This is a genomic window from Mycolicibacterium sp. ND9-15 (assembly GCF_035918395.1).
In the GTDB taxonomy this organism is placed as follows: Bacteria; Actinomycetota; Actinomycetes; order Mycobacteriales; family Mycobacteriaceae; genus Mycobacterium.
This window is the reverse complement of sequence record NZ_CP142362.1, coordinates 3211789-3238529: the sequence shown is the minus strand read 5'-3', so window position 1 is coordinate 3238529 and position 26741 is coordinate 3211789. Positions and strand designations below refer to the sequence as shown.

Genomic DNA, 26741 nt, shown 5'->3' with positions numbered 1-26741 from the left:
TCCTAATCAGGGTTCCAGCAAGAGTTTGAGCTGTTCGCCATACAGGCTGACCGATTCGATCGTCAACATGTCTTTATGTAAGCAGTCGATTGAGTACTCTGTAATTTCACCAACTACATAGGGCTGCCAATTTTGGGGCGGCGACGAATTGGGATCATTCTCCTCCCCGACAGCAGTGAATATGGTCATATCGCCATCGAAAACACGGGGTTCGTGAGCTCGGTGCAACGCCATGCTGCTGGTGATGCTGTGGATGATCCAATCTAGATACTGCTTGTAATGAGGAAATTCTGTGGCTCCGCGTTCCCGAACTAGTTCTTCTATCTGATCGTAGGTAAGTGGCTCATCCTGTTCTGGAACTTCTGCACGGTAGAACCGCAAGACTTCTGCCAACACTTGATTCTCGACCAGATCCGGGGTGATGCTCTGGTCGCTGCTGGGTTGGGCGTCGAGCAGGATGAGGCTTCCGATCGCGCTTCCGCGTCGTTGAAGTTCGACGGCGAGTTCGTGGGCGACGGTGCCTCCGAAGGACCAACCGAGGAGGTTGTAGGGGCCGCTGGGATAGGTCTCCTGGATTCTGTCGGCGTAGTTTTCTGCCATCTCCCGAATTGACTGGGGTTCGGTTTCCTCGCCCTGCGGGACTCGTTGAATTCCGATGATCGGGCAGTCCAAGTAATTACCGAGGGCTTGATACGACCAGCTCACCCCACCGCCGGGGTGGATGCAGAACAGCGGAGTACCGGTACCGTCCTTGAGGACCTCGACCGGGACTACTTCGGCCTCGCTGCCCTCTGCGCCCAACTGCTGGCTCAGGCTGCGCACCGACGGCGCCTGGAACAGGGTGCGCACCGCAAGGCGGGTGTTCAAGCTGGAATTGATCGCGGCGATCAGACGCATCGCCAACAGCGAATCGCCACCCAGATCGAAGAACGAGTCGTCGACCCCGACGCGCTCGAGTCCGAGTACCTCGGCGTAGATGCCGGCCAAGACCTCCTCGACAGCAGTGGCCGGGGCGCGGTACTCACCAGCGGTGTACTCCGGTGCCGGCAAGGCGCGGGTGTCGAGTTTGCCGTTGACCGTCAACGGCAACGCCTCCAACACCACTATCACGGCCGGCACCATATAGGCCGGCAGCCGCTGGGCGAGCGTCGCGCGCACGGTTACCGGGTCTGCGGTGCCGGTGAGATAGCCCACCAGGCGCTTATCGCCGGGACGGTCCTCGCGGGCAAGCACCACCGCCTGCTCCACACCATCCACCGCACTCAACGCCGCCTGAACCTCGCCGAGTTCGATGCGATACCCGCGGATCTTGACCTGCTCATCGGCACGGCCCAGATACCGCAGCTGCCCATCAGCACCCCAGAAGACCAGATCCCCGGTGCGATACATCCGTTGTCCTGGTGCTCCTGCATCCGCGAACGGGCAGGCCACAAACCGCGACGCGGTCAGCCCGCCGCGGCGCACATACCCCACGGCCACGCCGCGCCCGGCCACATACAACTCACCGACCACCCCTGGGGCGACCGGGCGCAACCACTGATCCAGCACAAACAACGCCGCCCCGGGCACCGGGGCGCCGATCGGCACGTCTCCTGACCCGGCGGCCAGCGGCGCGCTGATCGTCGCATACACCGTGGTCTCGGTCGGCCCGTAGCCGTTGATCATCACCCGTCCCGGGGCCCACCGATCCACCACCTCAGCCGGGCACGGCTCCGCGGCCACCATCAACGCCGTCGACTCCAACCCCTGCGGGGAAAGCACCCCCACCGCCGACGGGGTCCGGCTCAACACCGTGACCTGCTCGCCGAGCAGCAACGCCTGCAAGTCCTGCGGCGAACGCAGCACCTCGTCGGGCACCACCACCAGCCGCCCACCGAACAGCAACGCACCCCACATCTCCCACACCGAGTAGTCGAACGCATACGAATGGCACTGCGTCCACACCTGCCCCGGCGCCAACTCCACACCGACATCAAGCGAGTCGAACAGCCGGGTCACGTTGCGGTGGGTGACCGCCACGCCCTTGGGCACACCGGTGGTGCCCGAGGTGTAGATGATGTGGGCGATGTCGTCAGCAGCCGGCCCCGGCAGCGCGGTGCTGGGCTGGGTGTCAACAGCGGGATCGTCGACATCGATGACCAACACATCGTGACCGTGCAGCCGCTCGGCCAGCCCGCTACTTGTGATCGCCACCATCGGCGCGGCATCGGCCACCATGAACTCGATCCGCGCATCCGGATACGCCGGATCGATCGGCATATACGCCGCCCCGGTCTTGAGCACCGCCAAAATCGCCACGACCGCCTCAGCGGACCGCGACACCAGCAGCGCCACACAATCACCGGGACCCACGCCCTGACCGACCAACACATGTGCCAACCGGTTCGACGCGGCTTCAAGCTCGCGATAGGTCAACGAAACCTCACCGCAGACCAGCGCCACCGCCTCAGGAGCGCGCACCACCTGCGCAATGAACAACTCCGGGATCGACACCCCCGTCACCGGCTGGGTCAACACCGCACGATGACCCCACCCCTGCAGGCGGGTGTGCTCACCGGCATCGAGCACATCGATCGACGACAGCCGCCGCGCCGGGTCGGCGGTCAGCGCCTCCAACACCCGCGCCAACCGCCCGATCAGCGCCTCGATGCTGGCCGCGTCGAACACATCGGTGCGGAATTCCACCGCCCCACCGATCCCGGCGCGCTCCCCGGCCTCGGTGAAGCGCTCGGCCAACGAAAACGTCAGGTCCATGCGGGCGACGTGGCTGTCCACCGCCAAAGGCGCAATCTGCACATCGCCCAACGCCTGCCCTTCGGCGGGCTCATCGGACTGCACGGGCAGGTTCTGCCAGGCCAACGTCACCTGGATCAGCGGGTGATGAGTCAAAGACCGGGTCGGGTTGAGCCGATCCACCAACACCTCAAACGGTACGTCCTGGTGCTCGTAGGCAGCCAGACTGCGCGCACGCACCTGCGCCACCACCTCAGCCACGGTGGGATCACCGGCCACATCGACCCTCATCACCAACGTGTTGACGAAAAAGCCCACCAGCTCATCCAGCGCCGGATCACCACGCCCAGCGATCGGGAAGCCCACCGCCACATCGGCACTGGCGCTGATCTTCGACAACAACACCGCCAGAGCAGCCTGGGCCACCATGAAACTGGTCGCATTGTGCTTACGAGCCACCGCATCAATGCGCGCCTGCAACTCCGCCGGCCAGTCCACCGCCACGCTGGCCCCGCGATAATCGGCCACCGGCGGATAAGGCCGATCAGTGGGTAACTGCAACCGCTCGGGCATCCCGGCCAGCGCATCCTGCCAGTAGGCCAGCTGCGCAGCGATGCGACTGTCGCTGTCCTCCAAATCGCCCAGCTGCGCACGCTGCCACAACGTGTAATCCACATACTGCACCGCCAACGGCGCCCAGACGGGAGCCCGCCCCGCGCAGCGGCTGGCATAAGCCACCCCCAGATCACGGGTCAGCGGGGCGATCGACCAACCATCGGCGGCGATATGGTGCACCACGGCCACCAAGACGTATTCATCACCGGCCACGCGGAAAAGCCCCGCCCGCACCGGAATCTCGGTCGCCAAGTCAAAACAGTGCCCCGCCACCGCCCCGATCGCGTCATGCAGCCGGTCCGCCGACCAACCAGTCGCATCAACCACATCCCACCCCGGCACGGCCCGCTCGGCAGGAACCACCACTTGCTGCGGTGTCCCCCCGGTCGCGGTGAACAGGGTGCGCAGGCTCTCATGGCGGCCCACCACATCAACCAGCGCCGCACCCAACGCCTCAACATCCAGCGCCCCGCTGATCCGAAGCGCGGTCGGAATGTTGTACACCGGCGAGGGCCCCTGCAACTGATCCAGGAACCACAACCGGTTTTGGGCAAACGACAACGGGATCACCGCCGGCCGCTCCACCGCCACCAACGGCTCACGCCGACCCACCGGCTCACCGATACAAGACGCCAACCGGGCCACCGTGGGCGCCTCAAACAGGGTGCGCACCCCAACCCCGGCATCCAAAGAACTGTTGATCGCAGCGATCACCCGCATCGCCGACAGCGAATCCCCACCCAAATCGAAAAACGAGTCCTCGACCCCGACCCGCTCCAGCCCCAACACCTGGGCGTAGATACCGGCCAAAATCTCCTCCACGACGGTGGCCGGCGCCCGGTACTCCCCGCCGCTGTACTCCGGTGCCGGCAACGCACGCTTGTCGAGTTTGCCGTTAGCGGTCAACGGCAACGCCTCGACCACCACGACCACCGCGGGCACCATATAACCCGGCAACCGCTCAGCCAACGCGCTACGCGCCCGGACCGGATCCAATGTGCCGGGGACCGTTTCGGTGACATAACCCACCAGACGCTTATCACCCGGGCGGTCCTCACGCGCGATCACCGCAGCCTGCTCCACCCCGTCCAAGCCGGCCAAAGCGGCCTGGATTTCACCCAACTCGATGCGATACCCGCGGATCTTGACCTGCTCATCAGCACGCCCCACATACCGCAGCTGCCCATCAGCACCCCACCACACCAAATCCCCGGTGCGATACATCCGTTGTCCCGACGCTCCCGCGCCCCCGAACGGACACGCCACAAACCGCGACCCCGTCAACCCGGCCCGGCCCACATACCCGACCCCGACACCGCGGCCAGCCGCATACAACTCACCGACCACCCCGGCCGGCACCGGACGCAACCACTGATCCAGCACAAACAACGCCGCCCCCGGCACCGGCGCACCGATCGGCACGTCCCCCGACCCCGCGGCCAACGGCGCACTGACCGCCACATACATCGTCGTCTCGGTCGGCCCATAGGCATTGATCATCACCCGACCCGGCGCCCACCGATCCACCACCTCGGCCGGGCACGCCTCACCAGCCACCTTCAAGGTCACTGATTCCAACCCCTCAGTCGGTAACACCGCCACCCCCGACGGGGTCTGGGTCAGCACGTTGACCTCTTCGCTGACCAGCAAAGCGTGAAAATCCTCCGCGGACTCCACCACCGACTCAGGCGCCACCACTAGCCGTCCGCCATTTATTAGCGTGTGCCAGATCTCCCACACCGACACATCGAAGGCCAACGAATGACACAACGGCACCACCCCCGCCCGCGGCACAGGGAGATTCTCTGACTGAATCCGCTGCGTCACGTTGCGGTGAGTTATCGCGACGCCCTTAGGCATACCGGTGGTCCCCGAGGTGTAAATGAGGTAGGCGATGTCATCGGGGGCCGGCATAAGCAACGAGGTGCTCGCCTGGTCGTCGATGCGGCAGTCTTCGACATCGATGACCACCAGGTCATGGCCGTCAAGCCGCCCGACAAGATCAGCGGTGGTGACCGCAGCGATCGGGGCGGCATCAGCCAGCATGAACTCGATCCGGGCCGCCGGCACCACCGGGTCGATCGGCAGATAGGCCGCCCCGGTCTTCAAGACCGCCAGAATCGACACGATCGCCTCGGCCGACCGCGGAAAGAGCAGCGCCACACACTCGCCCGGGCCCGCGCCCTGGCCGGCCAGCAGATGCGCCAACCGGTTCGCCGCCTCATCCAGCTCCCGGTACGTCATCGACCGGCCCTGGAAACTGATCGCGACCGCCTCCGGGGTGCGCACCACCTGCGCAGCGAACAACTCCGGAATCGACACCGACGTGCTCGCCGGCTCGGTCAACGCCGCCCGGTTCGCCCACCCATCCAACCGGGCGTGCTCACCGGCATCGAGCACATCCACCGATGAGAGCCGCCGGGTCGGGTCGGCGCTGATCGCAACCAGCACCCGCCGCAGCCGCTCGATCAACGTTTCGATGCTGGTCGCGTCGAACACATCGGTGCGAAACTCCACCGCCCCACCGATCCCGGCCGGCTCACCGGCCTCCGTCCAGCGCTCGGCCAAGGAAAGTGTCAAATCCATTCGGGCGGCGTGGATGTCCACTGGGAGCGGGCTGACCTGCACATCACCCAAACTCAGCCCGGCCGCGGGGTTGCTGTCTGGCCCGGCGAAGTTCTGCCAGGCCAACGACACCTGGACCAGCGGGTGATGGGCGAGTGATCGGGTGGGGTTGAGCCGCTCCACCAGCGCTTCAAAGGGCACATCCTGATGCTCGTAGGCGGCCAGGCTGCGTACCCGCACCTCGGCGAGCAGCTCAGCGACGGTGGGATCCCCGGCCAGCTCGACGCGCAGCACCAGGGTGTTGACGAAGAACCCGACCAGCTCATCGAGTGCGGAGTCGCGGCGCCCGGCGATCGGGAACCCGATGGCCACATCGGCACTGGCGCTGATCTTGGAAAGCAGCACCGCCAGGGCGGCCTGCACCACCATGAAACCGGTCGCATTGTGCTCACCGGCCACCCGAGCAACCAGCTGCTGCAACTCGGCCGGCCAATCTACCGCCACACTGGCGCCACGCTGATCGGCCACCGGTGGGTAGGGCCGATCGGTGGGCAGCTGCACGCGCTCGGGCATCCCGGCCAGGGCCTGCTCCCAGTAGGCCAGCTGGGCGGCGATCGGGCTGTCGCTGTCTGCCAGATCACCCAGCTGCTCGCGCTGCCACAACGTGTAATCGACATACTGAACCGGCAACGGCGCCCGTTCGGGAGCCTGACGCGCACACCGGGCGCTGTACGCCATACCCACGTCGCCGGCCAAAACGCTTAGCGACCAGCCGTCGGCGGCGATGTGGTGAACCGTTACCACCAGCACATGCTCTTCGTCACCAACACGGAAAAGCCGAGCGCGCAATGGGATCTCAGTAGCCAGATCGAAATTGTGACGCGCAACCGCGCCCACAGCCTCACCCAGCCGGTCCGCCGGCCAGCCAATGGCATCCACGACATCCCAGCCGAAGTCAGCCTGTTCGGCCGGCACCACCAGCTGCCGGGGTGTTCCCTCGACCGCCACGAACAACGTTCGCAGACTTTCATGGCGGACCACCACATCGGCCAGCGCCGCACCCAACGCCTCGGAATCCAGCCGCCCGCTCAGTCGCAACCCCATTGCCAGGTTGTGGACCGGTGATGGCCCCTGCAACTGGTCGAGGAACCACAACCGCTGCTGGGCATACGACAACGGGATCACCGCGGGCCGTGGCCGCGGCGTCAGTGCTGCCCCCGCCTGTTCCCCGGCATGCGCGCCGATCCATTCGGCCACTCCGGCCACGGTGGGCGCGTCGAAGAATTGCCGGATCGGCACCTCCACACCCAGTTCCCTACGCACCCGGGCCACCAGCCGGGTCGCGGACAGGGAATGGCCACCCAAATCGAAGAACGAGTCGTCGATACCGACCCGGGTGATCCCGAGCACCTCACCGAACAAGGCTGCCAACGCCTGCTCGCGTGGGTCACGCGGCGCCCGATACGCCACCGCGCTGCTGAACTCCGGCGCCGGCAAAGCCCGTCGATCGAGCTTGCCGTTGACGGTCAGCGGCAGCGAGTCCAGGACCATGATCGCCGCCGGCACCATGAATTGCGGCGTCCTGTCGGCGACAAAGGCGCGCAGCTCAGCACCTTCTTCAGGCGCTGATGTCTCATCCAGCACGACATAGCCCACCAGTTGCCTCTCGCTGACCCCTTCGCCGGGACTCTCCGCGGACGAGGCCGTGTGGGCGATGACGGCCGCCTGCGCCACCCGGGGATGGGCCGCCAACACCGCCTCGATCTCACCGAGCTCGATGCGATACCCGCGGATCTTGACCTGCTCATCGGCACGCCCCAGATAACGCAGCTGTCCATCGGCGCCCCAGCGCACCAGATCCCCGGTGCGATACATCCGCGCGCCCGGCCCCCCGAACGGGCAGGCCACGAACCTTGACGCGGTCAATCCTGCCCGGCGCCAATATCCATAGGCCAACTCGGCGCCGGCCACATACAGCTCCCCGACCACACCGGCCGGAACCGGGCGCAACCACCCATCGAGCACGAACAACGCCGACCCCGGCACCGGCGCCCCGATCGGCACATCTCCCGACCCCGGGGCCAGCGGGGCACTGATCGACACATACCAGGTCTCGGTCGGGCCGTAGCCGTTGATCATCACTCGTCCCGGCGCCCAGCGGTCCACTACCTCGGCGGGACAGGCCTCACCGGCCACCACCAACGCCATCGACTCCAAACCCTCCGGCGAGAGCATGCTCACCGCAGACGGGGTTTGGTTCAGCACGCTGACCTGCTCGGCAATCAGTAAGGCGTGGAAGTCCTCCGGTGAGCGCGCCACCGAGTCGGGCACCACCACCAGTCGCCCGCCAACGAACAGCGCACCGAAAATCTCCCACACCGAAACGTCGAAGGCCAACGAATGCCACTGCGTCCACACCTGCTCCGAACGTTCAGGCAGCCCGACGTCCAGTGACTGCAGCAGTCGGGTGACGGTGTGGTGGGCAACGGCCACGCCCTTGGGCACACCGGTCGTCCCAGACGTATAGATGAGGTAGGCAATGTCCTCGGCGGCTGGAGCCGGTAGAGGTTTGCTCGGTTGCTTGTCAATGCGCGGGTCGTTGATATCGATGACGACCACGTCATGGCCGTCAAGCCGGTCGGCCAAATCAGCGGTACTGACAGCCGCGGTCGCCGCGGCATCGGTGACCATGAAACCGATCCGGGCCTCCGGCAGCGCCGGATCGATGGGCAGATAGGCCGCCCCGGTTTTGAGTACCGCCAACATCGCCACAATGGCCTCGGCGGAACGCGTAACCAGCAGCGCCACGCACTGCCCTGGTCCGGCACCCTGAGCGGCCAGCAGGTGCGCCAGCCGGTTGGACGCCTCATCGAGTTCCCGATACGTCATCGACAGGCCCTCGAAGGTCACCGCCACCGCCTCGGGTGTCCGAGCCACCTGCGCGCCGAACACCACCGGAATCGACACCGGTGTGCCCGCGGGCTCCGTCAACACCGCCCGGTTGCCGATCTCATCGAGGAACGCCTGCTCATCGGCGGCCAGCAACGAGACCTCGCCGACCACCACCGAGGCGTCGGCCACCACCGCCTCGATCACCCGCCCAAACCAGCTGACCAACCGCTCGATCGTGGACCGGTCATACAGATCGGTGGCGTAGGTCACCACCCCGGCGGCCATTGGCGCAGCCGGATCCTCGCCGGGCACCTCGCCAAGATCGAAATCCAGGTCCCACTTGGAGGTGCGGATAGGCGCCGTCATCGGCTCGACATTGACCCCGTCAAACCCCGCCACCTCGGGAAGTGCGTTGTTCTGGAAGATCATGCCCACCTGGAACAGTGGGTGATGCGACGCCGAGCGCACCGGGTTGAGCTGCTCGACCAGCAACTCGAACGGCACATCCTGATTGCTGTAGGCATCCAGCGCCTTGTGGCGCACCTGCTCGAGCACCTCGCTGAACCGCTGCTGCGAATTCAGCCCGACCCGCAACACCCAGGTGTTGACAAAAAACCCGACCAACTCATCAAGCGCGGCATCCAACCGCCCGGCGATCGGGGTGCCCATAGTGACGTCCTCACCGGCCCCGGCCCGGTGCAACACCACCGCCACGACCGACTGCACCACCATCGAGGGCGTTGCGTTGTGCGCCGCCGCCACCGCCTTGACCCCCGCCCACAGCTGAGGATCGATACGAAGCTGCACCGTATCCCCTCGATAGCTAGGCACCGGCGGGCGCGCCCGATCCGCCGGCAGTGATACCACCTCGGGCAGATCAGCCAGTTCCCGCCGCCAGTAAGCCAACTGCCCCGCGATCACACTGTCGGGATCAGACTCGACACCCAGCCACTCCTGCTGCCACAACGTGTAATCGACGTACTGCACCGGCAACGGCGTCCACTGCGGCGCCTGCCCCTGCCGCCGTGCCGCATAGGCCACAGCCACATCACGGGCCATCGGGGCTATCGACCATCCGTCAAAAGCGATGTGGTGCACCACAATTCCCAGTACGTACTGCTCGGGGCCCACCGCATAGATCTGCGCGCGGATCGGGATCTCGGCCGACAGATCAAACCGATACCCCGCCAGTGCGGCCAACTCGCCGGCCACTTCGGACTCCGGCAAAGACACCACCGCCGCGCCGCCGCGCCGCCACATCCCCTCCTGCGCCGCTACCACTTTCTGCATCGGCGTCCCGTCAATATCGGGAAATATCGTGCGCAGCGATTCATGGCGGGCGATCACATCATCGAGCGCCGCGCCAAGCGCCTCCACATCCAGCGCCCCGCTGATCCGAAGCACGGTCGGTATGTTGTATGTCGCGATTCCGCCCTCGAACCGGTTCAGGAACCACATCCGGTTCTGGGCGTACGACAACGGAATGACCGCGGGGCGCTCAACCGGCACCACCGGCACACGCCGACCCGCCTGCTCACCGATTCGGGGCGCCAACTGGGCCACCGTGGGGGCCTCGAACAGGACGCGCACCGGAACATCGGCATCCAGACTGGTGTTGATCGCGGCGATCACCCGCATCGCCGACAGCGAGTCGCCACCCAAATCAAAGAATGAGTCTTCGACCCCGACCCGCTCGAGCCCGAGGACCTGGGCGTAGATGCCGGCCAGAATCTCCTCCACGGCGTTGGCTGGGGCCCGGTACTCACCGGCGGTGTAGTCCGGTGCCGGCAGGGCACGCTTGTCGAGTTTGCCGTTGGGGGTCAACGGCAACGCCTCGATCACCACGATCGCCGCGGGCACCATATAGCCCGGCAACCGCTGGGCGAGTGCGCTGCGCACCTGGGCCGGATCCAATGTGCCGGTGGCCGTTTCGGTGAGGTAGCCGATGAGGCGTTTGTCGCCGGGGCGGTCCTCACGCGCGATCACCACCGCCTGCTCGACGCCCTCGAGCGCGGCCAGGGCGGCCTGAATTTCGCCGAGTTCGATGCGATACCCGCGGATCTTGACCTGCTCATCGGCGCGGCCCAGATACCGCAGCTGCCCATCGGCACCCCACGCCACCAGATCCCCGGTGCGATACATCCGCGCCCCCGCGCCGGCGAACGGGCACGCCACAAACCGCGACCCGGTCAACCCCGCCCGACCCACATAGCCGACCCCCACCCCGGTCCCGGCCACATACAACTCCCCGACCACCCCGGCCGGCACCGGGCGCAGCCATTGATCCAGCACGAACAACGCCGCCCCCGGCACCGGGGAGCCAATGGGCACCACACCTGAGCCCGCGGCCAGCGGGGCGCTGATGGTCGCATACACCGTGGTCTCGGTCGGCCCGTAGCCGTTGATCATCACCCGCCCCGGCGCCCACCGATCCACCACCTCGGCCGGGCAGGGCTCGGCAGCGATCATCAACGCCATCTGCCCCAACCCCTGCGGCGAGAGCGCCCCCAGCGCCGAGGGTGTCTGGCTCAACACGGTCACCTGCTCAGCGGCCAGCAAGGCGTGCAGATCCTGCGGGGAGCGGGTCACCTCCTCGGGCACCACCACCAGCCGCCCGCCGAACAGCAGCGCACCCCACATCTCCCACACCGAATAGTCAAACGCATACGAATGACACTGCGTCCACACCTGACCCGCACCCAGGCCCACACCCACATCCAGCCCGTCGAACAACCGGATCACGTTGCGGTGGGTCACCGCAACACCCTTGGGCGTGCCGGTGGTGCCCGAGGTGTAGATGATGTGGGCGATATCGTCCGCAACCGGCCCGGGCAGGCCGGTGCTGGGCTGGGTGTCGATGCGGGGATGATCGACCTCCACAACCGCCACACCGGTTCCGGCCAGCCGCGCTGCCGACCCGCCGGTGGTCACCGCCGCGATCGGCGCGCCATCAGCCACCATGAACCGCAGACGCGCATCGGGCACCACCGGATCGATCGGCAGATAGGCCGCCCCGGTCTTGAGCACCGCCAAAATCGACACGATCGCCTCAACCGAACGCGAAAACAGCACCGCCACACACTGACCCGGCCCTGCCCCCAACCCGGCCAACAGATGCGCCAACCGGCTAGCGGCCTCATCAAGCTCGCGGTAGGTCAACGACACCCCGGCACAACCGATGGCTACCGCCCCCGGAACGCGGGCAACCTGCTCGGCGAACATCCCCGGAATCGACCCCGCGGTCGCGGGCTGGGCCAACACCGCCCGCTGACCCAACTCATCCAGTCGGGCGTACTCAGCCACATCCAGCACATCGATCGACGACACCAACCGGGTCGCATCAGCGGTGATCGCCACCACTACCCGTACCAACCGCTCCACCAACATCTCGACGCTGACCGCATCGAACACATCGGTGCGAAACTCCACCGACCCGCCGATGCCGGCCGGCTCACCGGCCTCGGTCCAACGCTCGGCCAGAGAGAACGTCAAATCCATCCGAGCGACCTGGGTCTCCACCGACAACGGACTGGCCTGCACCTCGTCCAAAACTGGTGCGGCGGCGGGATTAGCGGTGTTGACGTCTGGCCCGTCGAAGTTCTGCCAACCCAGCATCACCTGGATCAGCGGGTGATGAGTCAGGGAACGGGTCGGATTGAGTCGGTCCACCAACACCTCGAAGGGCACATCCTGATGCTCGTAGGCCGCCAGGCTGCGTGCCCGCACCTGAGCCAACAGCTCGGCAACGGAGGGATTCCCGTCCACCTCGACGCGCAACACCAATGTGTTGACAAAGAACCCGACCAACTCATCGAGTGCGGAGTCGCGACGCCCGGCGATCGGAAACCCGATAGCCACATCGGCGCTGGCGCTGATCTTGGACAGCAGCACCGCCAAAGCGGCCTGTACAACCATGAAACTGGTCGCATTGTGCTCACGGGCCACCCGGGCAATCAGCTGCTGCAACTCGGCCGGCCAGTTGACCTCCACACTGGCTCCGCGGTAATCGGCCACCGGCGGATAGGGCCGATCAGTGGGCAACTGCAGCAACTCCGGCAGCCCGGCGAGGGCGTCCTCCCAATAGGCCAGCTGCGCGGAAATGCGGCTGTCGGGATCATCGAGATCGCCCAGCTGCTCTCGCTGCCACAGCGTGTAATCGACATACTGCACCGGCAACGGCGCCCAACCCGGGGCCTGCCCCACACACCGGGCGGCATAGGCCACACCCATATCACGCAACAGCGGCGCGATCGACGAGCCATCCCCCGCGATGTGGTGCACCACCGCCACAAACACATGCTCGTCATCACCGACGCGGAAAAGCCTTGCCCGCAAGGGGATCTCAGTGGCCAAGTCGAAATTGTGCTGCACCACTGCGCCAATGGCCTCGCCCAGCCGGTCTGCCGACCAGTCTGTGGCGTCGACGACCTGCCACCCGAAATCGGCCCGCTCGACCGGCAACACCAGCTGCTGAGGTATCCCCTCAACCGCGCGGAACAGGGTCCGCAGACTTTCATGGCGACCCACCACATCGGCCAGCGCCGCACCCAACGCCTCGACATTCAGCGGCCCGCTGATCCGGAAGCCGGTCGCCATGTTGTACACCGGCGATGGCCCCTGCAACTGCTCCAGGAACCACAACCGCTGCTGGGCATACGACAACGGGATCACCGCCGGCCGCGGCCGCGCGGTCAGCGCCGCCCCGGCCTGCACCTCGGCGTGCGCGCTGATCCATTCGGCCAGTCCGGCAACGGTGGGCGCGTCGAACAACACCCGAATCGGCACCTCCACGCCCAGCTCTGCGCGCACCCGCGCCACCAGCCGGGTCGCCGACAGCGAATGGCCACCCAAATCGAAAAACGACTCGTCGATGCCGACCCGGGCAACCCCGAGCACCTCACCGAACAACGCTGCCAGCACCTGCTCACGCTCATCGCGCGCCGCGCGATAGGCCACCACGCTGAGGAACTCCGGAGCCGGCAACGCGCGCCGATCCAGCTTGCCGTTGACCGTCAACGGCAACGACTCCAGCAGCATGATCGCCGCGGGCACCATGAACTCCGGCAACCGCTCACCCACAAAGGCACGCAACTCCGCCACCCGCTCGACGGCGGCCGGATCGTTGACATAACCGGCCAACGACCCCACCGGTGCGGCAGGCACAAACACCTCCGACAACGGTTCTGCGGCGCCGGTGAAGACCACATCCACCAGCCCCGCCGTCGGCGACCAGGTCACCGCGCAGCCATACCCCAGCTGGTGTCCCAGCTCATGACACTGTCGGGCCACCACCGCGTCAGCCGGCACCCCCACCCCGGCGCGCACCTCGCTCAGCGAAGCCCGATCCTCGGCCCGCTCGAGCGCCTGCGCCAACGCCACCTCGGGCCAGATCCCGGCGTGCGGCACCCCCGTCACCCGCAGTTCGGGCAGATCCTGCGAACCCAGGAACTCGGCCAGCGCGGCCAGGCTGCCGAACCGCTGCCACGGCAGTGAGGCGATATCGGCCACCGAGCGCACCACCGTCGGCGCCTTGCGCAACACCACCTCATAGCGGTAACCGCTGAGCTCGTTAACCGCCTCCATCGCCTTGAGCTGCACGTCCACCGCGGCGATCCCGGGAAGGTGCTGGGGCAACGCGGCGAAGAACTCCGGCGCCAACAACAGTTCCTGCTCGGTGAGCATCTCGCGGCGCAACCGGTCCCGCACCACCGCGGCGGTGTCGTCAGCCGAGGCGGCGTCCGCGCACACCACCCCAGTGGTGAACGCCGCCAACAACGACAAATTGCGCACGTCGCCGATGAACACCGCCCCACCCGGGGCCAGCAACCGCAACGCGGTGGCCAGCACATCGAGCAGGTAACCCGCGCTGGGGAAGTACTGGATCACCGAGTTGAGAATGATGGTGTCGAAGTGGCCTTCGGGCAACCCGTCGGCCACATCGGCCGGCTGGGCGCGCAGCCGCACCCGATCTCCCCACGGCTGGACGGCCACCGCGGCCTGCAGCGTGTGGATCGTGGGCGCGGAAAAGTCGGTGCCCCAATACTCCTCACAGTCGGGGGCGAGCGGCGCGAGCAACAACCCGGACCCCACCCCGATCTCGAGCACCCGAGCCGGTTTAAGCGCCCGGATCCGCTGCACCGCGGCCGTCTGCCACTCAGCCATCTGCTCCAGCGGGATCGGCGCCCCGGTGTAACTGCTGTTCCAGCCCCCGAAATCGTGACCCAGCGCCGCCGGCGCACCCGCACTAGACGTCTCCGGGGTGTAGAGGTCCTCATAGACGCCCTGCCACTGCTCCACCAGCTGAGCTTCGCGCTCGGGCTCGCGGACCAACATCATCTCCGGGTCGGGCACGACATAACCCACCAGTTGCTTGTCGCTCCCCTCGACCGCATCCGCGCTGTAGGCCACCACTACCGCTTGGGACACTCGCGGATGCGCCCGCAGCACGGCCTCGATCTCGCCGAGTTCGATGCGATACCCGCGGATCTTGACCTGCTCATCAGCGCGCCCCACATAGCGCAGCTGCCCATCGGCACCCCAGCGCACCAGGTCTCCGGTGCGATACATCCGTTGTCCCGGCGCTCCCGCGCCCCCGAACGGGCACGCCACAAACCGCGACCCGGTCAGCCCGGCCCGGCGCACATAGCCGACACCCACACCGGTACCGGCCACATACAACTCACCGACCACCCCGGCCGGCACCGGCCGCAACCACTTGTCCAGCACGAACAACGCCGCCCCCGGCACCGGCGCACCGATCGGCACATCCCCCGACTCTGGCACCAGCGAAGCACTGATGGTGGCGTACACCGTGGTCTCGGTCGGGCCGTAGCCGTTGATCATCACTCGACCCGGAGCCCACTGGTCGACCACCTCGGCCGGGCATGGCTCGGCGGCGATCATCAGCGCGGTCGACTCCAACCCCTGCGGGGAGAGCATCCCCACCGCCGATGGGGTTTGGCTCAACACCGTGACCTGTTCGGCCACCAGTAGGGCATGCAAGTCCTCCGGAGAGCGGGTCACCTCCTCGGGCACCACCACCAACCGGCCCCCGAACAACAACGCACCCCACATCTCCCACACCGAGTAGTCGAACGCATAGGAATGGCACTGCGACCACACCTGACCCGGCGCCAACTCCAGTCCGACCTCTAACGAGTCGAACAGCCGGGTGATGTTGCGGTGAGTGACCGCCACGCCCTTGGGCGTGCCAGTGGTGCCCGAGGTGTAAATGATGTGAGCGATGTCGTCGGCCGCCGGCATCGGTAGAGCTGTGCTGGGTTGCGCGTCAACGGCGGGGTCGTCGACATCGATGACCGCGACGTCGTGCCCGGCCAGCCGCTGGACCAACCCGCCGGTGCTCAGCGCCGCGATCGGCGCGGCATCGCCCAGCATGAATCGAATCCGCGCGTCGGGGTAGGCCGGATCGATCGGCAGATAGGCCGCCCCGGTCTTGAGCACCGCCAAAATCGCCACGACCGCCTCGGTGCTGCGTGAAAACAGCAGTGCCACAGACTGTCCCGGACCAACACCGTGGCCGACCAGCAGGTGCGCCAACCGGTTGGAGGCCGCATCGAGCTCGTGGTAGGTCAACGACACCTCGCCACAGCGCAGCGCCACCGCCTCCGGGGCGCGCACCACCTGCTCGGCGAACAACACCGGAACCGACACCGGCGCGCTGCCCGGCTCGGTCAACACCGCCCGGTGACCGACCTCATCGAGGCGGGCGTATTCCACGGCATCGAGCACATCGATCGACGACAACGAGCGCGCCGGATCGGCGGTGACCGCCGCCACCACCCGGGCCAGCCGCTCGATGAGCACCTCGATACTGGCCGCGTCGAACACATCGGTGCGGAACTCCACCGTCCCGCCGATCCCGGCGGGCTCACCGCCCTCACCCCAGCGCTCCCGCAGGAACACCACCAGATCCATACGGGCCGAATCGGTTTCGGCGGCCAACGGTGTGGCCTGCAGATCACCCAAGGCCAGCCCGGCCGTCGAGTTATCGTCGAGTCCGGGGAAGTTCTGCCAGGCCAACATCAGCTGGATCAGCGGGTGATGGGTACGCGACCGGGTCGGGTTGAGCCGATCCACCAGCACCTCGAACGGCACATCCTGATGCTCGAAGGCGGCCAGGCTCGACCGCCGCACCTGCGCCAGCAACTCCTCGAAAGTAGGATCGCCGGCCAGATCCACCCGCAGCACCAACGTGTTGACGAAGAACCCGACCAGATCGTCCAGGGCCGGGTCACGCCGCCCGGCGATCGGGAACCCAACCGCCACATCGGCGCTGGCACTCAACTGTGACAGCAGCACCGCAAACGCCGCCTGCATCACCATGAAACTGGTCGCGTTGTGCTCGCGGGCCACCCGTGCCACCTGCTGCTGCAGATCGACCGGCCAGTCGACCTCCACACTGGCGCCGCGGTAATCCGCCTCCGGCGGATAGGGCCGATCGGTGGGCAACACCAGGTACTCGGGCAACTCGGCCAGCACGTCCTGCCAGTAGGCCAGCTGCGCGGCGATCGGGCTGCCGGGATCGTCGAGATCACCGAACTGCTCGCGCTGCCACAGCGTGTAGTCGACATACTGCACCGCCAACGGCGCCCAATCCGGGGCCTGCCCCGCACACCGGCTGGCATAGGCCACACTCAGATCGCGCACCATCGGCGCGATCGACCAGCCATCCCCAGCGATATGGTGCACCACGGTCACCAGCACGTGCTCGTCTTCGCCGAGACGGAAAAGGGTGGCGCGCAAAGGGATCTCGGTTGTTAAATCGAAATTGTGGCGCACCACCGCGCCGACGGCTTGCGCCAACCGCTCTGCCGGCCAGGCGGCGGCATCCACAATTCGCCACCCGAAGTCGGCCTGCTCGGCGGGCAGCACCAGCTGTTGGGGTGCGCCCTGGGGCGCCGGGAACAGTGTGCGCAGGCTTTCATGGCGGTCCACCACATCGGCCAACGCCTGGCCCATTGCATCGACATCCAGCGCCCCGCTGATCCGAAACGCCGTCGGCATGTTGTAAGTCGCGATCTGGCCCTCGAACTGGTTGAGGAACCACATCCGGTTCTGGGCGAACGACAGTGGAATGACCGCGGGCCGCGGCACCGGCGCCAACGGGGCCCGCCGACCGGCCTGCTCGCCGATGCGTGGCGCCAACTGCGCCACCGAGGGGGCGTCGAACAACACCCGCACCGGGATATCGGCATCCAGACTGGTGTTGATCGCCGCGATCACCCGCATCGCCGACAGCGAATCGCCACCCAGCTCGAAAAACGAGTCATCGACCCCGACCCGCTCCACACCGAGCACCTGGGCGTAGATACCGGCCAAGATCTCCTCGGTGGGATTACTCGCAGCCCGGTAGGAATCGACATCGGAGTACTCCGGTGCCGGCAGCGCCCGCTTGTCGAGTTTGCCGTTGACCGTCAACGGCAACGCCTCGATGCCCACCACCGCCGCGGGCACCATATAGGCCGGCAGCCGCTCGGCCAGCCGCGCGCGCACCTGCACCGGATCCACCGCCCCGGTGACATAACCCACCAGACGCTTATCGCCGGGACGGTCCTCACGCGCGATCACCACCGCCTGCACCACCCCGGGCACCGCGCTCAACGCCGCCTGAACCTCACCCAACTCGATGCGATAGCCGCGGATCTTGACCTGCTCATCGGCACGCCCGACATAGCGCAGCTGCCCGTCAGCACCCCAGCACACCAGATCCCCGGTGCGATACATCCGTTGTCCTGGCGCCCCGAACGGGCACGCCACAAACCGCGTCGCGGACAACCCGCCGCGGCGCCAATACCCGGCCCCCAACCCCGAACCGGCCACATACAACTCACCGACCACCCCGACCGGCGCCGCCGCCAACCATTGATCCAGCACAAAAAAGCCCAGATGCGACAACGGCACCCCGATCGGGCTCACGCCAGCCTCGACATCGGCGTCGACGATCTCCCTGAACGAGGCATGCACCGTCGTCTCAGTGGTGCCATACAGGTTCAACAACCGCGGCAATTGCGGGTGATCGTGCAACCAGGTCCCCAACCGCCGCGGCTCGAGCGCCTCACCGGCGAACACCACACTGTCCAACGCCAACTGCGAACCCAGCTCCGGCTGCAACCCCTCAGCGGTCTGCAACGCATAAAACGCCGACGGGGTCTGACTCAACACCGAGACCCTCTCAGCGACCAGCAAGGACAAGAAGTCCGCCGGTGAACGGGTCGCCTCCTCAGGCACCACCACCAGCCGTCCACCACCGAGCAGCGCACCGAAGATCTCACACACCGAAACGTCAAAGGCATAGGAATGCCACTGCGACCACACCCCGCCACGGTCCACATCGGCATCCAACGAACCCAACAACTCGACCACGTTGGAATGGGTGATCGCCACCCCCTTGGGCACACCGGTCGTGCCCGAGGTGTAAATCAGATACGCAAGACCATCACCGGCCGGCGCCACCAACCCCGTCGCCGGATAAGTCTCGATGCGGGGGTCATCGACATCGATGACCAACAACTCATGCCCGTCCAGACGCGACTGAAGATCGGCGGTGGTGATCGCCACCATCGGCGCGGCATCGGCCACCATGAACCCGATCCGGGCCGCCGGCAACGCCGGATCGATCGGCAGATACGCCGCACCGGTCTTGAGCACCGCCAAGATCGCCACAATCGCCTCAGCCGAGCGCGACAACAACAGCGCCACCACATCACCGGGACCAACACCGTGACCGGCCAACACATGCGCCAACCGATTCGACGCCGCATCCAGCTCGCGATACGTCAACGAGCGACCTTGGAACGTCACCGCCGCCGCCTCCGGCGCCGCCGCGACCTGCCCACCGAACAACGCCGGAATCGACACCGCCATCCTGGCCGGCGCGGTCAACACCGCCCGATTGCCCCACCCCTGCAACACCGCCAGCTCACCAACATCAAGCACATCCACCGACGACACCAACCGCGCCGGATCAGCAGTCAACGCCACCAACACCCGCGCCAACCGCCCGATGAGCACCTCGATACTGGCCGCGTCGAACACATCGGTGCGGAACTCCACCGTCCCACCGATCCCCGCCGGCTCACCCGCAGCACTCCACCGCTCACCCAACGAGAACGTCAGATCTATCCGGGCCGACTGGGTGTCCCCCGCCAGCGGCGTGGCCTGCAGATCGCCCAAGGTCGACTCGACGACAGAGTCATCGGCCAGACCGGGAAGGTTCTGCCAGGACAGCATCACCTGGATCAGCGGGTGATGAGCCAGCGACCGGGTCGGGTTGAGCCGATCCACCAACACCTCGAACGGCACATCCTGATGCTCGAAGGCGGCCAGGCTCGACCGCCGCACCTGAGCCAGCAACTCCGTGACACTGGGATCACCGGCCAGATCCACCCGCAGCACCAACGTGTTGACGAAGAACCCGACCAGATCGTCCAGGGCCGGGTCGCGCCGCCCGGCGATCGCGATGCCCACCGGCACATCGGTGCTCGCGCTGATCTTGGACAGCAGCACCGCCAACGCCGCCTGCATCACCATGAAACTGGTCGCGTTGTGCTCGCGGGCCACCCGTGCCACCTGCTGGTGCAAGCCCGCCGGCCAGGCGACCTCCACACTGGCGCCGCGGTAATCGGCCTCCGGCGGATAGGGCCGATCGGTGGGCAACTGCAACTGCTCGGGCATCCCGGCCAGCGCCTGCTCCCAATAAGCCAACTGCGCCGCTATCGGGCTGCCGGCATCCTCGATACTCCCCAAATGCGCGCGCTGCCACAACGTGTAGTCGACATACTGCACCGCCAACGGCGCCCAATCCGGGGCCTGCCCCGCACACCGGCTGGCATACGCCACCCCCAGATCACGCACCAACGGAGCAATCGACCACCCGTCAGCGGCGATATGGTGCACCACGGTCACCAGCACGTGCTCGTCCTCAGCGACCCGGAAAAGCCGTGCCCGCAAGGGAATTTCGGTCGCCAAATCAAAGCAGTAGCGGACCGCCTCCTCGACGCCCGCGCGCAATTCGTCCATCGACCAGTCGCCGGCGTCGACGACCTGCCACCCGGGCTCGGCCTGCTCGGCGGGCAGCACCAGCTGTTGGGGTGTGCCCTGGGGCGCCGGGAACAGTGTGCGCAGGCTTTCATGGCGGTCCACCACATCGGCCAACGCTGCACCCAACGCCTCAGCATCAAGATTCCCGCTCAGCCGCAACGCCACCGCCATGTTGTAGACCGGCGACGGCCCATGCAGCTGGTCGAGGAACCACAACCGGTTCTGGGCGAACGACAGTGGAATGACCGCGGGCCGCGGCACCGGCGCCAACGGGGCCCGCCGACCGGCCTGCTCGCCGATGCGTGGCGCCAACTGCGCCACCGAGGGGGCGTCGAACAACACCCGCACCGGGATATCGGCATCCAGACTGGTGTTGATCGCCGCGATCACCCGCATCGCCGACAGCGAATCGCCACCCAGCTCGAAAAACGAGTCATCGACCCCGACCCGCTCCACACCGAGCACCTGGGCGTAGATACCGGCCAAGATCTCCTCGGTGGGATTACTCGCAGCCCGGTAGGAATCGACATCGGAGTACTCCGGTGCCGGCAGCGCCCGCTTGTCGAGTTTGCCGTTGACCGTCAACGGCAACGCCTCGATGCCCACCACCGCCGCGGGCACCATATAGGCCGGCAGCCGCTCGGCCAGCCGCGCGCGCACCTGCACCGGATCCACCGCCCCGGTGACATAACCCACCAGACGCTTATCGCCGGGACGGTCCTCACGCGCGATCACCACCGCCTGCACCACCCCGGGCACCGCGCTCAACGCCGCCTGAACCTCACCCAACTCGATGCGATAGCCGCGGATCTTGACCTGCTCATCGGCACGCCCGACATAGCGCAGCTGCCCGTCAGCACCCCAGCACACCAGATCCCCGGTGCGATACATTCGTTGTCCTGGCGCCCCGAACGGGCACGCCACAAACCGCGTCGCGGACAACCCGCCGCGGCGCCAATACCCGGCCCCCAACCCCGAACCGGCCACATACAACTCACCGACCACCCCGACCGGCGCCGCCGCCAACCATTGATCCAGCACAAAAAAGCCCAGATGCGACAACGGCACCCCGATCGGGCTCACGCCAGCCTCGACATCGGCGTCGACGATCTCCCTGAACGAGGCATGCACCGTCGTCTCAGTGGTGCCATACAGGTTCAACAACCGCGGCAATTGCGGGTGATCGTGCAACCAGGTCCCCAACCGCCGCGGCTCGAGCGCCTCACCGGCGAACACCACACTGTCCAACGCCAACTGCGAACCCAGCTCCGGCTGCAACCCCTCAGCGGTCTGCAACGCATAAAACGCCGACGGGGTCTGACTCAACACCGAGACCCTCTCAGCGACCAGCAAGGACAAGAAGTCCGCCGGTGAACGGGTCGCCTCCTCAGGCACCACCACCAGCCGTCCACCACCGAGCAGCGCACCGAAGATCTCACACACCGAAACGTCAAAGGCATAGGAATGCCACTGCGACCACACCCCGCCACGGTCCACATCGGCATCCAACGAACCCAACAACTCGACCACGTTGGAATGGGTGATCGCCACCCCCTTGGGCACACCGGTCGTGCCCGAGGTGTAAATCAGATACGCAAGACCATCACCGGCCGGCGCCACCAACCCCGTCGCCGGATAAGTCTCGATGCGGGGGTCATCGACATCGATGACCAACAACTCATGCCCGTCCAGACGCGACTGAAGATCGGCGGTGGTGATCGCCACCATCGGCGCGGCATCGGCCACCATGAACCCGATCCGGGCCGCCGGCAACGCCGGATCGATCGGCAGATACGCCGCACCGGTCTTGAGCACCGCCAAGATCGCCACAATCGCCTCAGCCGAGCGCGACAACAACAGCGCCACCACATCACCGGGACCAACACCGTGACCGGCCAACACATGCGCCAACCGATTCGACGCCGCATCCAGCTCGCGATACGTCAACGAGCGACCTTGGAACGTCACCGCCGCCGCCTCCGGCGCCGCCGCGACCTGCCCACCGAACAACGCCGGAATCGACACCGCCATCCTGGCCGGCGCGGTCAACACCGCCCGATTGCCCCACCCCTGCAACACCGCCAGCTCACCAACATCAAGCACATCCACCGACGACACCAACCGCGCCGGATCAGCAGTCAACGCCACCAACACCCGCGCCAACCGCCCGATGAGCACCTCGATACTGGCCGCGTCGAACACATCGGTGCGGAACTCCACCGTCCCACCGATCCCCGCCGGCTCACCCGCAGCACTCCACCGCTCACCCAACGAGAACGTCAGATCCATCCGGGCCGACTGGGTGTCCCCCGCCAGCGGCGCGGCCTGCACACCCGGCAAAGCCAACCGCGCGGCGGGGGAGTCTTGCCCGGTGAAGTTCTGCCAGGACAGCATCACCTGGATCAGCGGGTGATGAGCCAGCGACCGGGTCGGGTTGAGCCGATCCACCAACACCTCGAACGGCACATCCTGATGCTCGAAGGCGGCCAGGCTCGACCGCCGCACCTGAGCCAGCAACTCCGTGACACTGGGATCACCGGCCAGATCCACCCGCAGCACCAACGTGTTGACGAAGAACCCGACCAGATCGTCCAGAGCCGGGTCGCGCCGCCCGGCGATCGCGATGCCCACCGGCACATCGGTGCTCGCGCTGATCTTGGACAGCAGCACCGCCAACGCCGCCTGCATCACCATGAAACTGGTCGCGTTGTGCTCGCGGGCCACCCGTGCCACCTGCTGGTGCAAGCCCGCCGGCCAGGCGACCTCCACACTGGCGCCGCGGTAATCGGCCTCCGGCGGATAGGGCCGATCGGTGGGCAACTGCAACTGCTCGGGCATCCCGGCCAGCGCCTGCTCCCAATAAGCCAACTGCGCCGCTATCGGGCTGCCGGCATCCTCGATACTCCCCAAATGCGCGCGCTGCCACAACGTGTAGTCGACATACTGCACCGCCAACGGCGCCCAATCCGGGGCCTGCCCCGCACACCGGCTGGCATACGCCACCCCCACATCACGCACCAACGGAGCAATCGACCACCCGTCAGCGGCGATATGGTGCACCACGGCCACCAGCACATGCTCGTCCTCAGCGACCCGGAAAAGCCGTGCCCAAAAAGGAATTTCGGTCGCCAAGTGGAAACTGTGACGCACTGCGGTGCCAACGGCCTCGCTCAGCTGGTCTTCCGACCAGCCGCTGGCATCGACGATTTGCCAGCCGATGTCGGCCTGCTCGGCGGGCACCACCACCTGTTGGGGTATTCCGTCAACGGTCGCAAAAAGGGTGCGCAGGCTTTCGTGGCGGTCCACCACATCGGCCAAGGCTGCACCCAACGCCTCAGCATCAAGATTACCGCTCAGCCGCAAGGCCACCGCCATGTTGTAGACCGGCGACGGCCCATACAGCTGGTCGAGGAACCACAACCGGTTCTGTGCGAACGACAGCGGCACCTGCTCCGGACGCGGCATCACCTGCAACGGTGGATGCGCAGCCCCGCCGCGATGCCGGTGCAGATAGTCGGCGAGATCGGCCACAGTGGAGGCGTCGAACAGGTACCGCACCGGCACTTCCCGGCCCAACGCCAACTGCAGCCGCGCGCTGACCCGAGTGGCGATCAGAGAATCCCCGCCAAGAGCGAAGAAGTCGTCGTCGAGGCCGACCCGGTCCACGCCCAACACCTCGGCGAACACCTCGGCGACAGTCTTTTCGGTCGCCGTTTGCGGCGCCCGGAAGGCGCTGGCCGCGAACACCGGCTCAGGCAGGGCCTTGCGGTCGATCTTGCCCGAGGTAGTCATCGGGAACTCGTCGAGCACCACAATGTGGCTCGGCACCATGTAATCGGGCAACCACGCGCTCAACCGCTGGCGCACTGCACCGACTTTGGTGTTGGTCTGGGGGTCGTTGGCATAGCTGCTGCGCTGCCCACGCCCTGAGGCAGGCACATACACCCCGGTCAACGCCGGACCATGCTCGGCGACAGCAGCGGCGACGAACACCGCATCCAGGGTGCCGGGATCGGCGCCCCAGGTGACCGCGACGCGGTACCCGCCGGCTTCCCCGAGGCGATGCAATTGTTCGGGAACAACCGTCTCAGAGATCGCTGCGGCGTCGGCCTCCGCCTCCGCGACGGACCGCCCGGCGGCCAACCCGCGTTCGACTTGCACGTCGCTGATCACCCCGGCGCGCGGAATCTCGGTGACCCGCACCGCATCCGGACGCTGCGACCCCAGCCGGGCCTCCAGACCGTCCAGCCCCGCACAGTCGCTCCACACCCAACTGGGCACCGACGCCAGCGACCGCACCGCCGTTGGGGTCTTGTGGATGGTGACGTCGTAACGGTAGCGGTTCAGCTCATTGTCGGCCATGCCGCGTTTGACTTGGATGTCCAGTCCGGCCACCGACGGATGCTCATCGGCCCAGGTGCTGAAAAAGTCGGGTGCTAGCAGTAATTCGGGTTCGCCAAGCATTGCGCGCTGCACCCGCTGGCGAATCTCGGCGGCATCGTCGGTGGTGGTGTGTGCCAGCGCGACCGCGGTCTGGAATGCGCCCTGCAGGTTGTGGTTGCGGATGTCGCCGATAAACAGTGTTCCGCCCGGCGCCAGCAACTCGAAGGCGTTGTCGATGACATCGGCAAGGTACTCCGCGTTGGGGAAGTACTGGATGACCGAGTTGAGAATGATCGTGTCGAAGTAGCCCTGCGCCAGTACCTCGTTGTCGTGGGCGGGCTGGGCCAGCAGTTGCACCCGATCTCGCCACGGGATCTGCAAGTGCTCCAACGAGTTCGCGAGGGTCTCAATGACCACGGCCGACATGTCGGTACCGACATAGCGCTCACAGTGCGGGGCGATCTGTGACAACAGCAGTCCGGATCCTACGCCGATCTCCAACACTCGGCGTGGGTTAAGGGCTCTGATGCGATCCACGGTGGCCGAGCGCCACTGCTGCATCTGTTCGAGCGGGATCGGTTCATCGGTCAGGCTGCTGTTCCAGCCCCGAAAATCCGATCCGAACTCCGGTGTTTCGACCTCGGCGCCGTACAGCTCGTCATAGAGCTGTTGCCACTCCTCGACGATCTCGGCGTCGTGGTCGGCGGTGGTGGTGTGCTCGAGGGTGACGTACGCGATCAGATGAGCACCGGTGTCGCCGTGGTGCAACGCGACGGCGGCCTGAGTGACCTGCGGGCACGCCAGCAACGTGTTCTCGATCTCGCCGAGCTCGATGCGCTGCCCACGCAGCTTGATCTGGGTATCGGCGCGGCCCAGATAATCCAGGTTGCCGACCGGGGTCCAGCGCACCAGATCGCCGGTGCGATACATGCGCGCTCCCGGCCCCCCGTAGGGGTTGGGCACGAACCGCTCGGCGGTCAACTCCGTCCGACCCACATAACCGTGTCCCAGCGCCGGCCCCGCCAGATACAGCTCGCCCACGACCCCGACCGGGGCCGGGTTCAGCCGGGCGTCCAGGACCAGCGCAGACACCCCGGGGATCGGGGCGCCGATACCGATCGGCTGCCCTGCCACCAACCGCGCGCAAGTCACCCAGATCGTGGTCTCGCTAGGCCCGTAGCCGTTGAACATCCGCCGACCCGGTGCCCAGGCGGCCACCAACTCCGGCAGGCAGGCCTCACCGACGGCGATCAGCGTGCCGACCCCGTCGAGCCGGCTCTGGTCCAGCGTCGAGATCACCGTCGGGGTCAAGATGGCCGCATCGACCCGCTGATCCTGCAACAGTGCGGTCAACGCCTCCCCGGCATAGACGCCCGGCGGCGCCACCACCAACGCCGACCCCGAGCCCACCGCCAACAGCATCTCGCCGACCGACGCATCGAATGTCGGCGCAGCCACCATCAACACCCGCGCATCCGCGTTCAACCCGAACG

Annotated in this window: 1 protein-coding gene (running past one end of the window); it reads right to left on the bottom strand. The window is 66.6% G+C overall.

Annotation, left to right across the window (positions count from 1 at the left end; all coding sequences use genetic code 11):
- Window positions 1-6: 6 nt before the first annotated feature.
- A protein-coding gene (locus QGN32_RS15650) for a non-ribosomal peptide synthase/polyketide synthase (RefSeq protein WP_326545272.1) crosses the window boundary here: on the bottom strand, window positions 7-26741 show its 3' portion. 3787 nt of this gene lie beyond the right edge of the window; 26735 of the gene's 30522 nt are visible here — the last part of the coding sequence; its start codon lies off the right edge, out of view; it ends in the stop codon at window positions 7-9.